General features: G+C 39.4%; 22 protein-coding genes and 2 pseudogenes. 23 read left to right on the forward strand and 1 reads right to left on the reverse strand.

What is annotated here, in order from left to right:
• Positions 1-48 precede the first annotated feature (48 nt).
• The 5 genes and pseudogenes from M1D71_RS11250 (at position 49) to M1D71_RS11270 (ending at position 2,823) form a co-directional block, all read left to right on the forward strand.
• On the forward strand, positions 49-414 hold the full coding sequence (locus M1D71_RS11250; RefSeq protein ID WP_458126483.1) for a DUF4180 domain-containing protein: 366 nt from the start codon (positions 49-51) through the stop codon (positions 412-414).
• Between the two features lie 81 nt (positions 415-495).
• Positions 496-978, forward strand: a complete 483-nt coding sequence (locus tag M1D71_RS11255; protein WP_458126484.1) for a DinB family protein — start codon at positions 496-498, stop codon at positions 976-978.
• 54 nt (positions 979-1,032) lie between these two features.
• Positions 1,033-1,235, forward strand: a pseudogene (locus tag M1D71_RS11260) (phosphotransferase-like protein); the annotation flags it as partial.
• Positions 1,236-1,320: 85 nt separating this feature from the next.
• Entirely contained in the window at positions 1,321-1,800 is a 480-nt protein-coding gene (locus M1D71_RS11265; RefSeq protein WP_458126485.1) for a DinB family protein, read from the forward strand.
• A gap of 87 nt (positions 1,801-1,887) precedes the next feature.
• Complete coding sequence (locus M1D71_RS11270; RefSeq protein WP_458126486.1) at positions 1,888-2,823, forward strand: acetamidase/formamidase family protein; 936 nt, start codon at positions 1,888-1,890, stop codon at positions 2,821-2,823.
• A 191-nt stretch (positions 2,824-3,014) separates the two neighbouring features.
• On the opposite strand, the gene M1D71_RS11275 is transcribed toward M1D71_RS11270, so the two are convergent.
• The gene (locus M1D71_RS11275; RefSeq protein ID WP_458126487.1) at positions 3,015-3,464 is read right to left on the reverse strand and encodes a DUF1569 domain-containing protein; all 450 of its coding nucleotides are present in this window, start codon (positions 3,462-3,464) and stop codon (positions 3,015-3,017) included.
• Between the two features lie 203 nt (positions 3,465-3,667).
• Here M1D71_RS11275 and M1D71_RS11280 point away from each other — a divergent pair, with 203 nt between their 5' ends.
• The 18 genes and pseudogenes from M1D71_RS11280 (at position 3,668) to M1D71_RS11365 (ending at position 16,517) form a co-directional block, all read left to right on the forward strand.
• Entirely contained in the window at positions 3,668-4,504 is an 837-nt protein-coding gene (locus M1D71_RS11280; RefSeq protein WP_458126488.1) for a phosphotransferase family protein, read from the forward strand.
• Positions 4,505-4,652: 148 nt separating this feature from the next.
• Positions 4,653-5,189, forward strand: coding sequence for a GNAT family N-acetyltransferase (locus tag M1D71_RS11285; RefSeq protein ID WP_458126489.1), 537 nt, complete (start codon positions 4,653-4,655; stop codon positions 5,187-5,189).
• Between the two features lie 185 nt (positions 5,190-5,374).
• Positions 5,375-5,905: an AAA family ATPase gene (locus tag M1D71_RS11290; RefSeq protein WP_458126490.1), complete on the forward strand. Its 531-nt coding sequence runs from the start codon at positions 5,375-5,377 to the stop codon at positions 5,903-5,905.
• 450 nt (positions 5,906-6,355) lie between these two features.
• Positions 6,356-6,898: a GNAT family N-acetyltransferase gene (locus tag M1D71_RS11295; protein WP_458126491.1), complete on the forward strand. Its 543-nt coding sequence runs from the start codon at positions 6,356-6,358 to the stop codon at positions 6,896-6,898.
• A gap of 84 nt (positions 6,899-6,982) precedes the next feature.
• Positions 6,983-7,450 (forward strand): DUF2691 family protein, encoded by a 468-nt coding sequence (locus tag M1D71_RS11300; RefSeq protein ID WP_458126492.1) that lies wholly within the window; start codon positions 6,983-6,985, stop codon positions 7,448-7,450.
• A gap of 99 nt (positions 7,451-7,549) precedes the next feature.
• On the forward strand, positions 7,550-8,452 hold the full coding sequence (locus tag M1D71_RS11305; RefSeq protein ID WP_458126493.1) for a class I SAM-dependent methyltransferase: 903 nt from the start codon (positions 7,550-7,552) through the stop codon (positions 8,450-8,452).
• Between the two features lie 54 nt (positions 8,453-8,506).
• Positions 8,507-8,980, forward strand: a complete 474-nt coding sequence (locus M1D71_RS11310) for a GNAT family N-acetyltransferase (RefSeq protein ID WP_458126494.1) — start codon at positions 8,507-8,509, stop codon at positions 8,978-8,980.
• 28 nt (positions 8,981-9,008) lie between these two features.
• Positions 9,009-9,575 carry a GNAT family N-acetyltransferase gene (locus tag M1D71_RS11315; protein ID WP_458126495.1) on the forward strand — a complete coding sequence of 189 codons (567 nt, stop codon included), beginning with the start codon at positions 9,009-9,011 and terminating at the stop codon, positions 9,573-9,575.
• Positions 9,576-9,608: 33 nt separating this feature from the next.
• Positions 9,609-10,145: a hypothetical protein gene (locus tag M1D71_RS11320; RefSeq protein WP_458126496.1), complete on the forward strand. Its 537-nt coding sequence runs from the start codon at positions 9,609-9,611 to the stop codon at positions 10,143-10,145.
• Positions 10,146-10,362: 217 nt separating this feature from the next.
• Positions 10,363-10,701, forward strand: coding sequence for a hypothetical protein (locus tag M1D71_RS11325; RefSeq protein WP_458126497.1), 339 nt, complete (start codon positions 10,363-10,365; stop codon positions 10,699-10,701).
• Between the two features lie 20 nt (positions 10,702-10,721).
• Positions 10,722-11,225, forward strand: a complete 504-nt coding sequence (locus M1D71_RS11330) for an NUDIX hydrolase (protein WP_458126498.1) — start codon at positions 10,722-10,724, stop codon at positions 11,223-11,225.
• A gap of 33 nt (positions 11,226-11,258) precedes the next feature.
• Entirely contained in the window at positions 11,259-11,792 is a 534-nt protein-coding gene (locus M1D71_RS11335; RefSeq protein ID WP_458126499.1) for a GNAT family N-acetyltransferase, read from the forward strand.
• On the forward strand, positions 11,789-12,424 hold the full coding sequence (locus tag M1D71_RS11340) for a hypothetical protein (RefSeq protein WP_458126500.1): 636 nt from the start codon (positions 11,789-11,791) through the stop codon (positions 12,422-12,424). Before M1D71_RS11335 ends, M1D71_RS11340 begins: the two co-directional genes overlap by 4 nt.
• 50 nt (positions 12,425-12,474) lie before the next feature.
• Positions 12,475-13,495: pseudogene (locus M1D71_RS11345) on the forward strand (alpha/beta fold hydrolase).
• 25 nt (positions 13,496-13,520) lie between these two features.
• A complete protein-coding gene (locus M1D71_RS11350; RefSeq protein ID WP_458126501.1) occupies positions 13,521-13,937 on the forward strand; it encodes a hypothetical protein in 417 nt (138 codons plus the stop codon).
• 205 nt (positions 13,938-14,142) lie between these two features.
• Positions 14,143-15,330, forward strand: coding sequence for a glycoside hydrolase family 5 protein (locus tag M1D71_RS11355; protein ID WP_458126502.1), 1,188 nt, complete (start codon positions 14,143-14,145; stop codon positions 15,328-15,330).
• A gap of 202 nt (positions 15,331-15,532) precedes the next feature.
• On the forward strand, positions 15,533-16,072 hold the full coding sequence (locus M1D71_RS11360) for a GNAT family N-acetyltransferase (protein WP_458126503.1): 540 nt from the start codon (positions 15,533-15,535) through the stop codon (positions 16,070-16,072).
• A gap of 172 nt (positions 16,073-16,244) precedes the next feature.
• Positions 16,245-16,517 (forward strand): hypothetical protein, encoded by a 273-nt coding sequence (locus tag M1D71_RS11365; RefSeq protein ID WP_458126504.1) that lies wholly within the window; start codon positions 16,245-16,247, stop codon positions 16,515-16,517.
• The last annotated feature ends 4 nt before the right edge of the window (positions 16,518-16,521 follow it).

Below are 16,521 nucleotides of genomic sequence, written 5' to 3' on the forward strand. Positions count from 1 at the left end.
AACCGGACACATTTTTATAATTTCCGAGATATGGAAAGGAAGAAGCATATGAATATTAGAACAATCAATGCGAATGGAATAGAGATTGCCTACGTCACTAGTAGTGACAAGTTAATCGTCGATGTTCAGTCCGCTTTAGATATACTGGCGACGGTTAGTTATCAAGCGGATAGTAATCGTATTATTATACACAAGTCGGAAGTTTGTGATGAATTCTTTGATTTGAAAACACGTCTTGCCGGAGAAGTCCTTCAAAAGTTCATTAACTACCAAACCAAGATTGCAATTATTGGTGATTTTTCGAGCTATTCGAGTAAGAGTCTTAAGGATTTTATATATGAAAGCAATAATGGAAAAGATATATTCTTCCTGCCTGATGAAGATCAGGCTATTGCAAAACTGAGCAAGGCTTAAGCCAATTCACTCGATGTATTCTGAAAGCGTTCTTAAAATGATTCCTGTTTATGAACGATTAAAACAAAGTGAGGTGTACGGATGAGTTATAAAGCTATTCTCATAGACCAATTAAACGCCTGTTATCATGATAAGAGCTGGTTTATTCCGCTTCATGATATTTTGACAGACCTCAATGCGGCGGAGGCCGCTTATGTAAAGAATGAGGGGGAGCATTCCATTTGGGCGATCGTCAATCATCTTATTTTTTGGAATGAGAAGTGGCTTGAGAGATATAATGCTGAACAGATTGGCGGGCAGGATTCCACTAATAATGATGATACATTTCACGTAGATCCGTCTAAAATTAATGATTTGGAATGGAAAAAGGCATTAAATAGACTGGAAACCGTCTTTAGTGATTGGACCAGGGCGCTCGAGGATAGCGAAGAACACAAATTGGTCCAAGAAATCCCATCCTATTTTAATGCGCCGTGGTGGGGAGTCGTATCAAATCTATGTATTCATAATGCTTATCATATTGGTCAGATCATGCTGCTCAAAAAAACAATGAAACATCCGTAGCAACCGCAGTGATACTTTTATTAAACATAACCTCTGTATAAGGAAGTGATGACGATGGAAAAAGGCAAAATTATTTTTTTGAACGGTGTAACCAGCTCTGGTAAAACTTCATAGTAGAAGCGATGCAAACGTATTAAATCGGAGATAAACATCTCCAAACGGATTACTGGAAGTATCTGAGTGAAGCCATCATCATGATGTATCACACGGCAAAGTTATTTTCCGATAGCGGGAAGCATGTTCTGATCGATGGCGTCGATTATGCTTTGGAATGATGAATCGGACCGAAGAGAACATATAGAGCAGTGAATCATTTCAAAAAAAGAAGGGGGAAATGTAATCATGATCAAAGAGATTGGCCCTTTGCTTCAAACTTTTGAAGAATGGGCGTTGTTTGTCAAGACGATGACTCATCTCGAGGAGAGGATATGGAATTCAAGCATGGAAGAAGGGAAATGGACGATAAAATCCATTGTCAGCCACATGATGTTATGGGATCGATATTTTTACAAGGAAGCGATCGAGAAGATTGCTTTGAAGCAGCCAGTTACGTTGAAACATATGAATTATGAAGAGTTTAATCGCAAAGCAATCGAGTACGGAAATCGTATGGAAGCGTCCGAAATTGTAAATAAGGCTGTCACGTACCGCCATAAAATTATGAATGACATTCGAGGATTAACGGAGGAACAGCTTTATCAGACGTATTTGAACGCAGAGGGTAACGTATTTTATATTCCCCAATATCTTAAAGATTTTATATGGCATGACCAGCATCATATGGAACCGTTGAAGAAATATCTTGCCAACCTTGAAGCGTAAATGATCTAGCCGGCAGGGGGCGGTACGGAATGCAGCATGTGGCGTAATTTGAATATAATACGTATCCCAAACCAGGGAGGGATTGTAGTGAGTACTCATACGATTGAATTAACTCAAGAAAGTCTGATCGGTTCATTTACCAATAAGGTAACTCCCATTTTGAGCGTGAAATCTGGTGACTCCATTCGTTTTCAGACGCTGGATGCGGGCTGGGGAACGGGTGTGAGTTATACGGAACGCATGAATCCTTTTGATCGACAAGGTGAAAAAGATGGAGGTCATGCATTAATCGGTCCGATCTATATCGATGAGGCGAAGCAAGGGCAGACGTTGGAGATTGTTTTCAATGAGATCGTACCCGGGAGTTACGGGTTTACTTCCGCCGGCGGATATCCGAACTGGCAGAACCAAAAGTTACATCTAACAGAGGTTGAAGAACTGTCGCTGAATTGGACACTTGATCGCCAAACGATGAGTGGAACCTGTGAAATAAACGGAACACCCTTCACTGTATCTCTGGCGCCGTTCATGGGTGTAGTGGGCATGCCGCCAGAGTCGGGAGGAATTCATGCGACTTGGCCACCTCGCTATTGTGGAGGGAACATCGACTGCAAGGAACTAGTGCAGGGAAGCAAGTTATACTTACCTATCCCCGTAGACGGAGGTTATCTCGCGATTGGTGATGGTCATGCACGTCAGGGAGATGGTGAAGTCAGCTGTCAGGCCATTGAATGTCCAATGGAGGTTGTGGATATCACGATCAACGTGATTGATAATATGATTTTGACCAATCCTCGTGCACATACCCCATCCGGCTGGCTTACCTTCGGTTTTCATGAAGATCTGAATGAGGCTACCGTTCAAGCATTAGACGGGATGCTCAATCTGATGGGTGAGTTGTACGGACTAGATCGAGTGGAAGCGATTGCACTTGGAAGCGCGGTAATTGACCTGCGTATCACCCAAATTGTGAATGGCGTGAAGGGTGTGCATGCTATCCTTCCACATGATGCTTTTAGGTAACTTGAGGCCTGTTTTACGTCGTATTAGATGAACTTGGGGGTCGATAAATTGAAAGGCAGACCACAGATCGTTATAGATATTGCAGGTGTATTGTGGGAGACATTAATTGCAGATGAACACTGTAATTGGATAAATGAAGTTGAGTCAAGGTTGTTCATCAATGAAAAACTAATATAATTCACAATTACGAACTACACTCCAAATTGCTTTAGATGATGATCTAAATGTTTATAGATGCCTATACCCCATTGCTCAGGAGTTAATCTTCCGAAAAAAGGATGGGGGTGAGCGGAACATTTTTCTGGACCACCACGTTGGAAAGTTGCAATCTTTTGTTTTAGTTTCTCTTTCTCTACCATAAACTCTCTGTTGTCTTCTATGATAATTGTTGGGATGGTCGACATATTATGCGGTAAGGGCTTTTCATTATAAAACATCGATTTGGCAAACCTTCCAACGAACCTCCCCAGCAATCCTCTAGGTGGAAAAGCATTCCCCATGGGAATGTCTTGAAATGCTGAGCAGTGAGCCATCATTTGAGCGACCTGCATAGTTCCCCATACAGGCTTGGAATTTGCATTGAGTTGATCAATACGCTCCACGATTTCCGCAGCATGCGTTTTATTGAAGATACTTTTCATAGGAACACCCCAATCATCATTTTGGAAAACGAACATGACAATATGGGTATTTTAACCAATTTGAATCAATTTAACAATGGATAGATTTGTTGTTTCTCCAGTTAACCAATGAAAGTTTCAAACTAAGACTTTGCTGTATGTTCTTTAGGAGTAGTGATTTACAGCAAGTTATGGCAAAAAAATAGAAAGGAGGAACGGCCCAAGTGACTTACGATATCTTATTACAAAAATTCAATAATATAAAAATAGTTAAACTTACAGGCGGCTATACCAACACCACACTTTTACTTGAAGGTTCCAATCCGTTAGTCATTGCAAAAATATATAGTAATAAAAATATAGATGCGAGGACAGAAGTTAGTTGTCTAACCTTTTTAGACAGTGCTGGAATAACTCCTCGAGTTCATGATTTTTTTGAAGAAAACGAATTACTATTTGTCATCATGGATTACGTTCCTGGGCTTAATGGTCAAGAACTTCTAGAACAAGGGGACCTAGATCAACGGAGAACAATATTTGAGCGACTTGGAACATTTCTGGCCAGAGACGTACATTCTCTCAAGCGGGATAACTATGAAGGGGATTTGCCGCTTATGAAACTGTTTGATCCCAAAACTGATGAGTACGATCTTGTTCCTGACCATTTGAAGAAATCGGTCGAACATGTTCTTAGTGTACCGGGTACAGGAAAATCAACCTTAATTCATGGAGATTATGGGCCACATAATGTAATTATCTCAAATGATTCGATGCACATTATTGATTGGGAATGGGCAGCATGGGGCCATCCCTTGTATGATGTTGCATGGGTCGTATGGTTTGTGAATCTTCATTATCCGCACTTCGCTAAGGAACTGACAGAGGTTTTCTTGAACGCGTATAAATCACATTCAGATGTTCCAATAACAAACGATTTAATCAAGGCTTATTCAACATCCAAAGTGATACATATATTAAATCGAATCAAGTACGCAAATGCAGATGTAAAGGCGGAATGGCTACGGAGGTTGGAGTGGACTTTACAGACTCGTTTTGTATAAAACGTGTTTAGTACAATGAATGTTGTTCGAAACTACATTCGTGAAATGAATTTAAGAAACAGAGCGTTGGATGAAGCTCATAATTATGATGATACAAGAGAACAGAAGTAGTATATGATATAACATAAAAAGGAAGGGGCAGATATACATGATTACATTTCAATATTTTGAACCAAAAGATTTTGATCAACTGATTGAATGGAGTGGGGACGAAGCGTTTCTGCTCCAGTGGGCCGGGCCTGGATTCCATTATCCACTTTCCAGGGAGCAACTATCGGATTATTTGCATGGTGCGAATGATAAGAACACTTCGAATAAGTTCATATATAAAGTGATGGATGAATTGACTCAGGAGATTGTGGGCCATATTGCTCTCGGCGGTATCGACCGATATAATCGTTCAGGGCGCATAGGTAAGGTGCTCCTTGGCAAGCCATATCAGGGTAAAGGCTATGGGAAGCAAATGATCGATGAGGCGCTTCGAATTGGATTCGAAGAGGAGAATTTGCATCGGATCAGTCTGGGCGTATTTGATTTTAATACCTCAGCCATCCGGTGTTATGAAAAAGCGGGCTTCGTGCGAGAAGGACTTACTCGCGATGCCAGAAGATATGAAGATACATTCTGGAATCTAATCGAGATGAGCATTTTAGAAGATGAATGGAAAAGAATAAATGCCACCTAATGCACCTAAGGAGCATAACCTTGTGAGTAGAAGCTTATTCCATGGTTGTGCTCTTTTGTAACATTCAGATTGGTGGATAGGATTCGTTTTTGATAGACTGATTATAAAAATTACTAGAAAATGAGAATTAGATATGAACAGGTTGGAAAAGTGCGGGGAAACGATCTAGTAAAGGAAGTGATGAAATGATCATTATGATTAACGGAGCGTTTGGTTCCGGAAAAACTTCGGCAGCAGAAGCACTTCAACCTTTGATTGCAAACAGCATGATCTATGATCCTGAAGAAATTGGTTATATGCTCAGAAAACTTCTCCCGGAGAATTGCAGAGAGGAGAGGGAACGGACGGATGATTTCCAAGATATCGAACTATGGAGAGTTCTAACCGTAAAGACGGCAAAAGAAGTAAAGCAGAAATACAATAAACACTTAATCATTCCCATGACCATCTATAAAGAGGAAAACTTTCATTACATCTATAACGGGTTGAAAGAGATTGATCGGGACATTCACCATTTTTGCCTAACGGCTACAGAGGAGACAATTTATCATCGTTTGGCTAAACGTGGAGATGAATTTGGAGGCTGGCAGTATCAACAAGCACCAAAGTGTATTGAGGCTTTCAAGGATGATAAATTTCAAACCCGCATTGTTACCGATCATCTGGAGACCCGTGAAATCATAGATATCATATTGAAGAAGGTCCTATCTAAATAATTACCATTCGTTTTTAATAGGAGGGTTTTATGATGATGATTGTACATTATGATGTTGAGCCTAATAAAGAAGGGAGATTTTCGCTACCTCCTGATTTAGAGAAAATGCGGTGAGTTCGGATTTCTTAGATAGATGCTGGTATTGTTGAAGAAAATGAACAGAAGAGGATGGATGGTAATTGATGATAGTGACTTTTGAAGAGGTACCGAGCAGGACCTCCCTGAAATTAGAACTATTTATAACTACTATGTATTGAATACAACGATTTCGTTTCATATGGAGGAATTAGATCTTGATCAGATTAAAACCTCTGTCATGAACAAGGATACGCGTTATAAAACTTATATAATCCTTGAAAATAATCAAATGATGGGATAATCATTATTTGATAGAAAACTGGATATTGCAAGTTTCCAAAAAATATTGTGATGGATTGTTGGAGGGGTAACGATGTCTCGTATTTATGGAGAAAGAATTGTGTTAAGAGAATATCAGGATGCTGATTTGGATTACATCAAACAATGGGTGAACGATCCGGAAATTACAGTGACTTTATCAGATAATTTTTTGTTTCCTCATTCGAATTATGAAACGGAAACCTTTTTCAGGACAATGGTTGAAGGCAAGTCTTCAAATAAAAGTTTTATTATCGGATTAAATGATTCGCTAGACTATATAGGTCAGATTGATCTGTACAAAATTGATTGGAAAAACCGCTTTGCATCTTTAGCAGTTGTAATAGGGAGAAAAGAATTTTTAGGTAAAGGTTATGGGAGGGAAGCAATCCGTGTACTACAGAAATTTGTCTTCGAAGAGCTAAATTTAAATAGATTAGAACTTGAGGTGTACGAGTATAATGAGATTGCTTACAAGTGTTATTTAAAATGTGGCTTTAAAGAAGAAGGAAGATACAGAAAGAAGATATATAAAATGGGGAAATACTGGGATGGTGTTTGCATGAGTATCTTAAAAAATGAATATGAGCAGTCATAGTCTCAGGAGACATCTCATTAGCTTTATTCAGGCAAAAATCAAAAGATAATTGTACTAATATTTAAGCATAAGAAGGGTGAACAAATGAACAGAGGCATACATTTTAAGATTCCAAATACCTACGGTAGCTTTCTTGGGGAGATTTTAAAACCAATGGATATAGTTAATTTCGATTGGTTTATTGGTGAGGAGGAGTCATATTTCGTTGTTGAAGATACGTTAGGGGATAGTCTTTTTCCAGATATGGTTATTGGTATGAGTGGGGAAGAATTACAAAAGATTATTGATAACTACAAGTATTATTTAATATTTGCGAATTTAAAGGCATATCCAAAGGGTACAAAAATAACAGATGTAATCACCTATGAAGAATATATGGTGAGTGACTGTCAGATGATTCTTCTTGTGATCGATAGTATCTACGTCACGATTTATTGTAAAGATCTAGAAAAAGTAGAAGAATTATATAATCATATAAATAGAAAGGGATTTGAATCTCTGGAATATTTAACGGATGAGAATGATACGAGGACTAAACTGTCTGTCTGGTGATCAAGGTGCATGGGATTAACTGCCAAGGTTAGATAGACCCTCCCATGATATTTGAATATTTATGAATACAATTACATTGTATGAGGGAGGGATTTCACTTTGTCTGATTATTATTGGGATGACCAAATTGATTATCTGAAGAATACACGGTGGCTTTACTATAACGATGATTATCTTGAGTTTTTGGTTCAACGTGTATGGAAGATTGAAAAGTCAGTAGATATTATCGACTATGGATGTGGTTATGGCTATCTCGGCCTGAAGCTGCTTCCTTTATTACCCGAAGGATCAACCTATACTGGTTTGGATAAAGGAGAAGAATTGATTAAGCAAGCCAAAGAGATTTTCTCAAAAACTTCTTATCAAACGACTTTTATAGTAGATGACATTGAAACGATGCAAGTGAAACTTCAATACGATATTGCGATGAGTCATGCCTTCTTATTACATATGACAGAGCCTATCTCCGTTCTTCAGAAGATGATCGACAGTGTAGTAGATGAGGGTAGAATCATATGCTTTGAACCCCATTGGATCGCTAATATGTCAAACTATGAATTACATGGACTTGAACAATCCAAGATTATTCAGCTAGGTGTTCTTCAAAAATTGTTCGAGGAGGATGCCAAACGGAGTGGTAGAGATGGAAATATTGGTATGAAGATTCCAATCCTGCTTAGTCAACTTGGCATGAGAAATGTAGAATGCCGGGTGAGTGACAAGGTTAACTTCTTAGATCAGCACATGGCAGATTCAGATAAGGAAAAGCTTTTTCATGCATTAAAAGAAGAAGGATTGGGACAAGAACCGAATGCCCGAAATGAACTAGTTGCTCAACTGATTGAAAGAGGACTGAATCCAGAAGAAGCGAATAGACAATATGAGGCAGAGAGTATTTTTTCTAGGAGCTTCAGTGAGAACTCATGGTTAACCTACGCTCCTAATATGAAAATTACATCGGGAATCGTAACGAGATTAGATAAGAGTTTTTCACATCGATAGTAAATCGCGAACAAACGATTTTGAAGTGAAGTGAATGCATAAGGAGCTGAGAGAATGATGGAGACAGAAAGACTCATATTTCGGAAATATACTAAAAATGATTTTGATTTACTTTTTGAGATGACAAGTGAGCCGAATATGATGAAGTTTATAAGACATGGAGGACCCTGGACGAAGGAAGAAACCATGCAAAGTCTGGAAAAGTTCATCAACTGGAATAAAGATAATAAGGGGCTGTTACTCGCATTCAATAAAGAGGATAACAAGTTCATTGGAACCTCTGGACTGATTCCTCAAACCATTGAAGGCGCTGATGAGCTTGGAGTTGGTTACTGGGTTGTCGAGCAATACTGGGGAATGGGTTACGGATACGAACAAGCAAAAGCATGGAAAGAATACGGCATAGATCACTTGAAACAGAGACGATTGATATCGTTAATTCAACATGGCAATGTGGGTTCTATGAAAGTCGCGCAAAAGAATGGCATGAAACACGAGAAGGATGTAGACATCATAGGGAAAATGTAGCTGTATACTCGATGGAGGTAAAGTAGATATGACTTTATTTCCTGAACTAGAAACTAAAAGATTGCTGCTAAGAGAGATTAGACAGAGTGATTCCCAAGACATATTTCATATTTTTTCTTCAGATGAAGTTACAAAGTTTTACGATGTAGAAAGTTTTACGAATACTAAACAAGCAGAAGATCTCATACAAAGATGGAATGAACGATTCGAAAATGGTCAGGTTCTCCGCTGGGGGATTGCTTTGAAGTCGGACGGTAGAGTTATTGGAACATGCGGATTTCATGGTTGGATGAAACAACATCATAAAGCTGTGTTGGGATATGAGTTAGCACCGGAGTTTTGGCGGCAGGGTTACATGACCGAGGTCACTCAGAAAATCGTTGAATACGGATTTGAGAACCTTGAATTAAACAGGATTGAGGCCTTTGTGGAGCCAGAAAACGCGGGATCAAGAACGTTGCTTGAGAAAATTGGCTTCAGTGAAGAAGGCATATTGAAAGAAAATTATTTTTGGAAAAATCGATTTGTTGATAATGCCCTCTATGCATTTTTGAAGAAAGATTATAAAGCCAACGTTTGTAAGCTAACAGACTAATGAACAAAGACGACAGGGGCGCCAGGAGAGTGTATGAGAATTCGAATTATTGGATCTTGTGGGAGTGGGAAATCAACATTAGCCAAAGAATTATCTGATAAGTACGGTATTCCTTCCTATGAATTAGACAATCTCATATGGGACAGAAGCGCCGAAAATCTGAGATATCCTGAACGGATCAGGGATGACTCCATCCAGTCTATTGTCAGTTCAGAGGCTTGGATCATAGAAGGAGTGCAGTACAAAGATTGGACTTTAAAATCCATTCAAGAAGCGGACTTGATTTTTGTATTAAATCCAAATGTTTTCATCAGAGATTATCGAATTATAAAGAGGTTTGTATTGTCCAGATTGGGTTTGCAATCGTGGAATTACAAGCAGTCATTCAAGAATTTATGCCAAATGATTGTGAAGTGGAACCATCAATATAATATGGAAGCAGCCATAGATGTAATTAATGAAAACAGCAAGACAGCAATGATCACTAAGAATAAAAGACAAGTTATACAGTTGATTGAACATCATTTGGAAGTGGTTGTGAATGAGAGTGAAAAAGAACGTTACGGGTAATCAAGGATTACCGAAAGAGGAGATATAGTAGGAGATATAAGTTCAACCAGTCACACGAGAGAATTGGGAAGAGGCGCTGAAGATCTCTTTATATGAACACCAAGTCCCATTACAGCGGAATTTGCTATAAAAGCACTTATTTGCACCTCTAAGCATTGACGATTTCCATTGGTATCAGGATACGCAAGGGATTGACGTCGGTGGTATTGGTTTGCGAATGAAGATCAAAGATATGTTGAAGTTTGGGGTTTTATACGAACAGCATGGAGTGTGGAATTCGAAACAACTCGTCCCTGCTGAATGGGTTTCTAAAACTCTAAATCCTTCACTTACTTCCGAATCCTTATATGGCTACCACTGGCGCATAATGAAAAATAAGAAGGAAGCAGAACACCCTGAAAATAAAACGTTTTATGCTATGGGCATGGGCAGAGGAAGAGGGCAATACATATTTGTTAACCAAAAACGAGGATTGGTTGCGGTAATTACAACGATTATATCCGATGACAGCTTGCCACCACTTCAGTGGTTTGAAAATTATATATTGAAAGAATAGTTGTATATGGGAGAGATAACATGAGCCACTGGTTTGATCTAGATGCAATTGATCCAGAGTTAATAAAATTTGCAGTTATGATCACGAAATACAACAATAAATTCATCATCATTAAAAATAGGAAAAGAGGAGGTTGGGAGATCCCAGGAGGCAACAAAGAAATAGGGGAAACCATTCTACACACTGCGAGTCGAGAACTCTATGAAGAGACAGGAGCAGTGCGTTTTGAATTAACACCTTATGGAGTATATGAATGGAATGGGAGTTTTGGTATGGTCTTTTATGCTGAGGTTAAATTGCTGGAGAGCTTACCGGAGTCTGAAATTGATGAAATAAAGCTTGTGGATGTATTACCTGAAGGCATGAACTTCGGAGATATGTTTTACCATTTCTCGGACAGATGGGATGGACTTGAGAACCATGAGCTTAAGAAATACACCATCGAAGTAAATCATTTGAAGGAGTTACCTGTAATTAAAATAAGCTACAATAGCCGTTCCAATGGATATGTCAAAATTAATTGAAGAGAACAAGATTGAAGGAGGACTCGCAACACCATGATAACGTATAGAACGTTGACCCTTGAAGATGTGAACCACTTACGTGAAATGGATCGCTCGGAACATATTGATCTCATATATGAAATGAGAGAGAACGGATTGGTTGAGCTAGAACAAGATCATGAGTGTTCAAACTGGGATGCAAAGCTTTTGGAAGAGATTCAAACTCGGTATATCTATGAACTAGAACAAGGCGGCATGGCATATGGCGCTTTTGCTGGGGATCAATTAATCGGATTTGGAGTACTGGCACATCAATACCGAGGGAAAGAATGTAATCAATTACAGATTGACTTGATGTATGTCTCGCGCTCCTACAGAAGACAAGGTATTGGAAAACATATTCTGAGCGAGTTAAGTGAAGAGGCAAAGAAACGTGGAGCGCAGTATCTGTATATTTCCTCCACAGAGACGAGATCGGCGGTATCCTTTTACAGAAGCCAGGGTAGTCAGATTGCAAGCGAGATTGATCAAGAACTTTATGACAAAGAGCCTAAAGATATACACATGATAAAGGAGCTGGGCACATGACAACGGTTGGTATACTCGGAACCATTCATAATCCAGAACTGAGGGAGCAATATCATTGTTCTCTTTCACTTTACAAGGATGTGATTCATGAGTTTAAGCCAGATATTATTTGCGGTGAAGTTCATCCACAGAGCTGGTTGAGGTATCTGGAGGACAAAAATGATAGAGGATACTGGGGAGAACCGGCCAGTGAATATTGGGAATTGGTCTTCCCTTTGTGCGAAGAGCAGGACATCACATTTGTCCCTATAGATTGGTTTGAATTAGATGTGTGGAATGCCTTTGATCCATTTAACGGCTATTCGAGCGAGGAACGAAATGAACTTGAACAACGGGATGATCATTGGTTTGCGGAGCAAATGGAGACGTCTAGGTTTAGCAAAATTCCTTTTAATTCAAAGGAATTCGATCGCGTAACCAAACAAAAGTATGCATGGTTAGGGAAGGTTAACCCGCAGGCACAGAACTTTCGTTGGGTTGTGCGTAATCAAATTATGATTCAAAGAGTCAAAAATACAGTTGAAGCACATCCAGGCAAAAGAATCCTCTGTATCATTGGAGCCGATCACAATTACATCTTCCAAGAAGAGCTGATGAAAGAACCCGTTGAATTGCTGTATCCATTACGGTGAAGGAACCGTTGTAGAATTACAAATGAAACTTATTATTTAAGGAGCATTTCATGCGCAAAAAAATACGGAAGATACTCAAGTGCAGCATATTCAGTATGATTTTAATGGTTATAGTAGCTCTGAGATTTCCCACATGGACACCCAAAATTAAAGGTGAGAACAGCATCAGCATGTTAGAGCAGGTCGAAATTAACGGTACAGGACATGAAGTCATGATCAGGGGGGTGACCGGAGTAATCCTATCCTGATTTTTGTGCATGGCGAGCCGGGATGGTCGGAGATTCCATACGTAAGGAAGTATCAGAAAGAGCTTGAGCAACACTTCACGGTGGTGCATTACGATCAACGTGGGAGCGGAAAGTCCTATCACTTTTCTGAAGATTACTCGAATCTGACGACAGATGTATTAGTAGATGATTTGTTAGCGTTAAGGAATTATGTAACTGAGGAGTTAGGTCAAGAGAAGGTTATATTAATTGGTCATTCATTAGGTACATACATCGGGATGAAAGCTGCGGCTAAAGCACCTACTCAGTTTCACGCTTATATAGGCATTGGACAGAGGGCTAATACGCTTCAGAGCGAACTGGAAAGTTTGGAGTACACGTACGAACAAGCGAAACAAGCCGGTAATGCAGAGGACGTTAAAAAACTGGAGCTAGTTCGAGGCTCGATCGAGCAAGGAAAGGAACTTACGCCTAGAATTCTTGTGCAAAAGTACGGTGGTGCAGCCAGACTCATCCATGAGAATAGCGATTATATTTCAGGATTCCTTTTCAATCCCGAGTATAATGGGCTGGATATGATTCGCTTTTATACAGGGGTTCTGAGTTTACAAGAAATCTTACTGAGAGAAGCATTGGATCAATATTTACCCGAAATTGTTGATCATCTTGAGATTCCTACCTATTTTGTGATGGGTAAATATGATTATATGACCACTGCGAATGCAGCACGTGATTATTTCGACGGATTCGATGCACCGATCAAAGAATTCGTTGTATTTCGGCGCATTACCCACAGTTTGAGGAGAAAGAAAAATTCGCTGATTGGTTACAAGAGTTATTCTAAGATGCCTTGAGAGGGGCAGATCCTATTGTTAGGTCAATTCATTGAGCTTGAAGAAGAGAGTGATGAGCGTTATCGGTGCTACATTCTGCAAAATACAGTGCAGATATTTAAACATTCCAATCTGGATGATGATTTAAACGATGTCCGATTTTATGTGTCCACAGATATGCAACTAAATTCGATTGCTAATGAAATAGAGTCCTACATTAAATGGTTTTCAACTTGTGAGACTGTATTTCGAGAATATTATGAGAATGAACTTCATGAAAAGGTACATAAGGATCGGTTTAATGAAATTGAAGTGTATCGTATAGATATAACATTTAACAGTTTAGCGGATTATGGAGCAACAATTGCTTGTGGAGACAATATCCTGCAAGATCACATCATGATTGTTGATTTTGATAGAGAGCAAATCCAAGCCATCAACTTAAATGGTTAAATGGAGGTTTTTGTAACAAATAGTCAAAAATCAGGAGAAAGATAGTGATTTATTTTCCAAAAATGTGTTATTATGTTGTGTGTAGGCGAATATTTGTTTTGTTTGATCGATAGAGAGGAGGGTGTGCATTCTCGTATCATTCAATCTGTATAAATAGATTAACCGCACTGCTTGAAGAAAAAATAAGATAAGCGGAGGTATGGTTATGTTCAAAAAATGGAAGAAGTTTGGCATCAGTAGCTTGGCGCTTGTATTATTGGCTACGGTGGCCTTTACCGGATGGAGCGCTAAAGCGTCTGCAGCGGATGCTTCGCAAATTGTGGCTGAGATGGGTGCAGGATGGAATCTGGGCAATCAGCTGGAAGCAGCGGTGAACGGCACACCGAATGAAACTGCATGGGGTAATCCTACGGTGACTCCGGAGTTGATCAAAAAGGTGAAAGCAGCAGGCTTCAAGTCCATTCGTATTCCCATTTCCTATTTGAACAACATTGGAAGCGCTCCCAATTATACAATTAATGCAGCATGGCTGAATCGAATTCAGCAAGTGGTGGATTATGCGTACAATGAAGGCCTGTATGTCATTATCAATATTCATGGCGATGGGTACAATTCAGTCCAAGGTGGATGGCTGCTCGTGAATGGTGGAAATCAGACGGCCATTAAGGAAAAGTATAAAAAGGTGTGGCAGCAGATTGCCACTAAATTTAGCAACTACAATGACCGTCTTATTTTCGAATCCATGAACGAAGTATTCGATGGTAATTATGGTAACCCGAATTCTGCGTATTACGCTAATCTGAACGCCTATAATCAAATCTTTGTGGATACGGTTCGTCAAACGGGAGGTAATAACAATGCCAGATGGTTGCTGATTCCGGGCTGGAACACCAATATTGACTACACTGTTGGTAATTATGGCTTCGCGCTCCCAACAGATAATTTCAGATCCTCCGCAATTCCTAGCTCACAGAAGAGAATCATGATCTCGGCACACTATTACTCTCCGTGGGATTTTGCAGGTGAGGAAAACGGTAATATCACGCAATGGGGTGCAACGGCTACGAATCCTTCCAAAAAATCTACTTGGGGACAAGAAGATTATCTGGAATCGCAGTTCAAGTCCATGTACGATAAATTTGTGACTCAAGGTTATCCAGTAGTGATCGGTGAGTTCGGTTCCATTGATAAAACGTCCTACGATTCCAGCAACAATGTATATCGTGCTGCATATGCAAAAGCAGTTACAGAAAAAGCGAAGAAATACAAAATGGTTCCTGTTTATTGGGACAATGGACACAATGGTCATCATGGATTTGCATTATTTAACCGTTCTAACAATACCGTGACACAGCAAAACATCATTAACGCCATCATGCAAGGTATACAATAATTGACTGTTAAGCTTAATCATGCAAACCGCGTATTCCTGTGAAAAGGGGCACGCGGTTTTTTGTGCAGCCTGAATAATCGAATGGATATTTTTCCAATCAATTTTACATAAGCCATATACAGAATTCATTAAATACCACAATACCTTTTATATACTTAATTTGCTTGATATAGCGGACTAAAAGGACTAGGTGGTAGACATAATGTTAAAAAAACGTGATTTGCAGGAATGCCATTCACTGTACAGCTTAATGATGGACCCCGCAGTTTTTCCCTACGTTCGTTATGCATGCCAATCGTATGAGGAATATCTATTCCTGACCAAACAATTGATGGCTGAAGAAGAACAAAAAACGGTGATTTCCCGAACGATTTTGAATGAAACTGGCCAGCCCATTGGTACGATTGATCTATATCACATCGAGGATCAAAGAGGATTCTTAGCTACATGGATTGGATCGCCGTATTTTGGGAATGGGTATAGCCAAAAAGCGAAATCAGCCTTCTTTGTTGAATTGTTTCTGGAACATGCGATTGAGACGGTATTTATGAAGATACGCAAGCAAAATGTAAGGTCCAGAAAAGCGGTAGAAAAACTGCCTTATGTGAAATTAGCAAATGATGTCTATCCCGATGTATACCAGTTGATTAATATCAAGGAGCAGATCTATGATCTATATCATGTAGAACGGTCCGCCTTTTTCGAAAATAGTATGGATTTCCACCATGAAGTGGCTACGTAACATATAGTGAGAGCAGACAACAGCGCCGTCCGTGATGACGACGCTGCTATTTGCGATGATGATACTAGAACAGATCCGTTAATATAAAATGCAGGAATATGGAATAGAGAATCGAAAGAGATTAAGTAGAGAAACTCATAAAATAGTGGACGGATACTACAGGAGGTATCATATGAACAATATGAACAAGATTTTGGGTGTAATCCTCATGCTTGGCAGTGTGTTAATCTCGACCTTGGAGAGAATATCAATAAGAATATCTTCTGCCATAGTAGAAGCAGGATATGCTTCAGGTACAAGGACGCAAGAGTTCGCTCAGACAACTGACAATTCGGCAGGACTACTCGTATATTTCATGTTTTTCGTAGGATTTATGTTATTGGTTGCAGGGTTTCCGGGGAGTTATAAGAAAAATCGTAATCATGCTTATACCAAAGAAGTGTAACATT

The sequence above is a fragment of the Paenibacillus sp. Z3-2 genome, assembly GCF_054161325.1.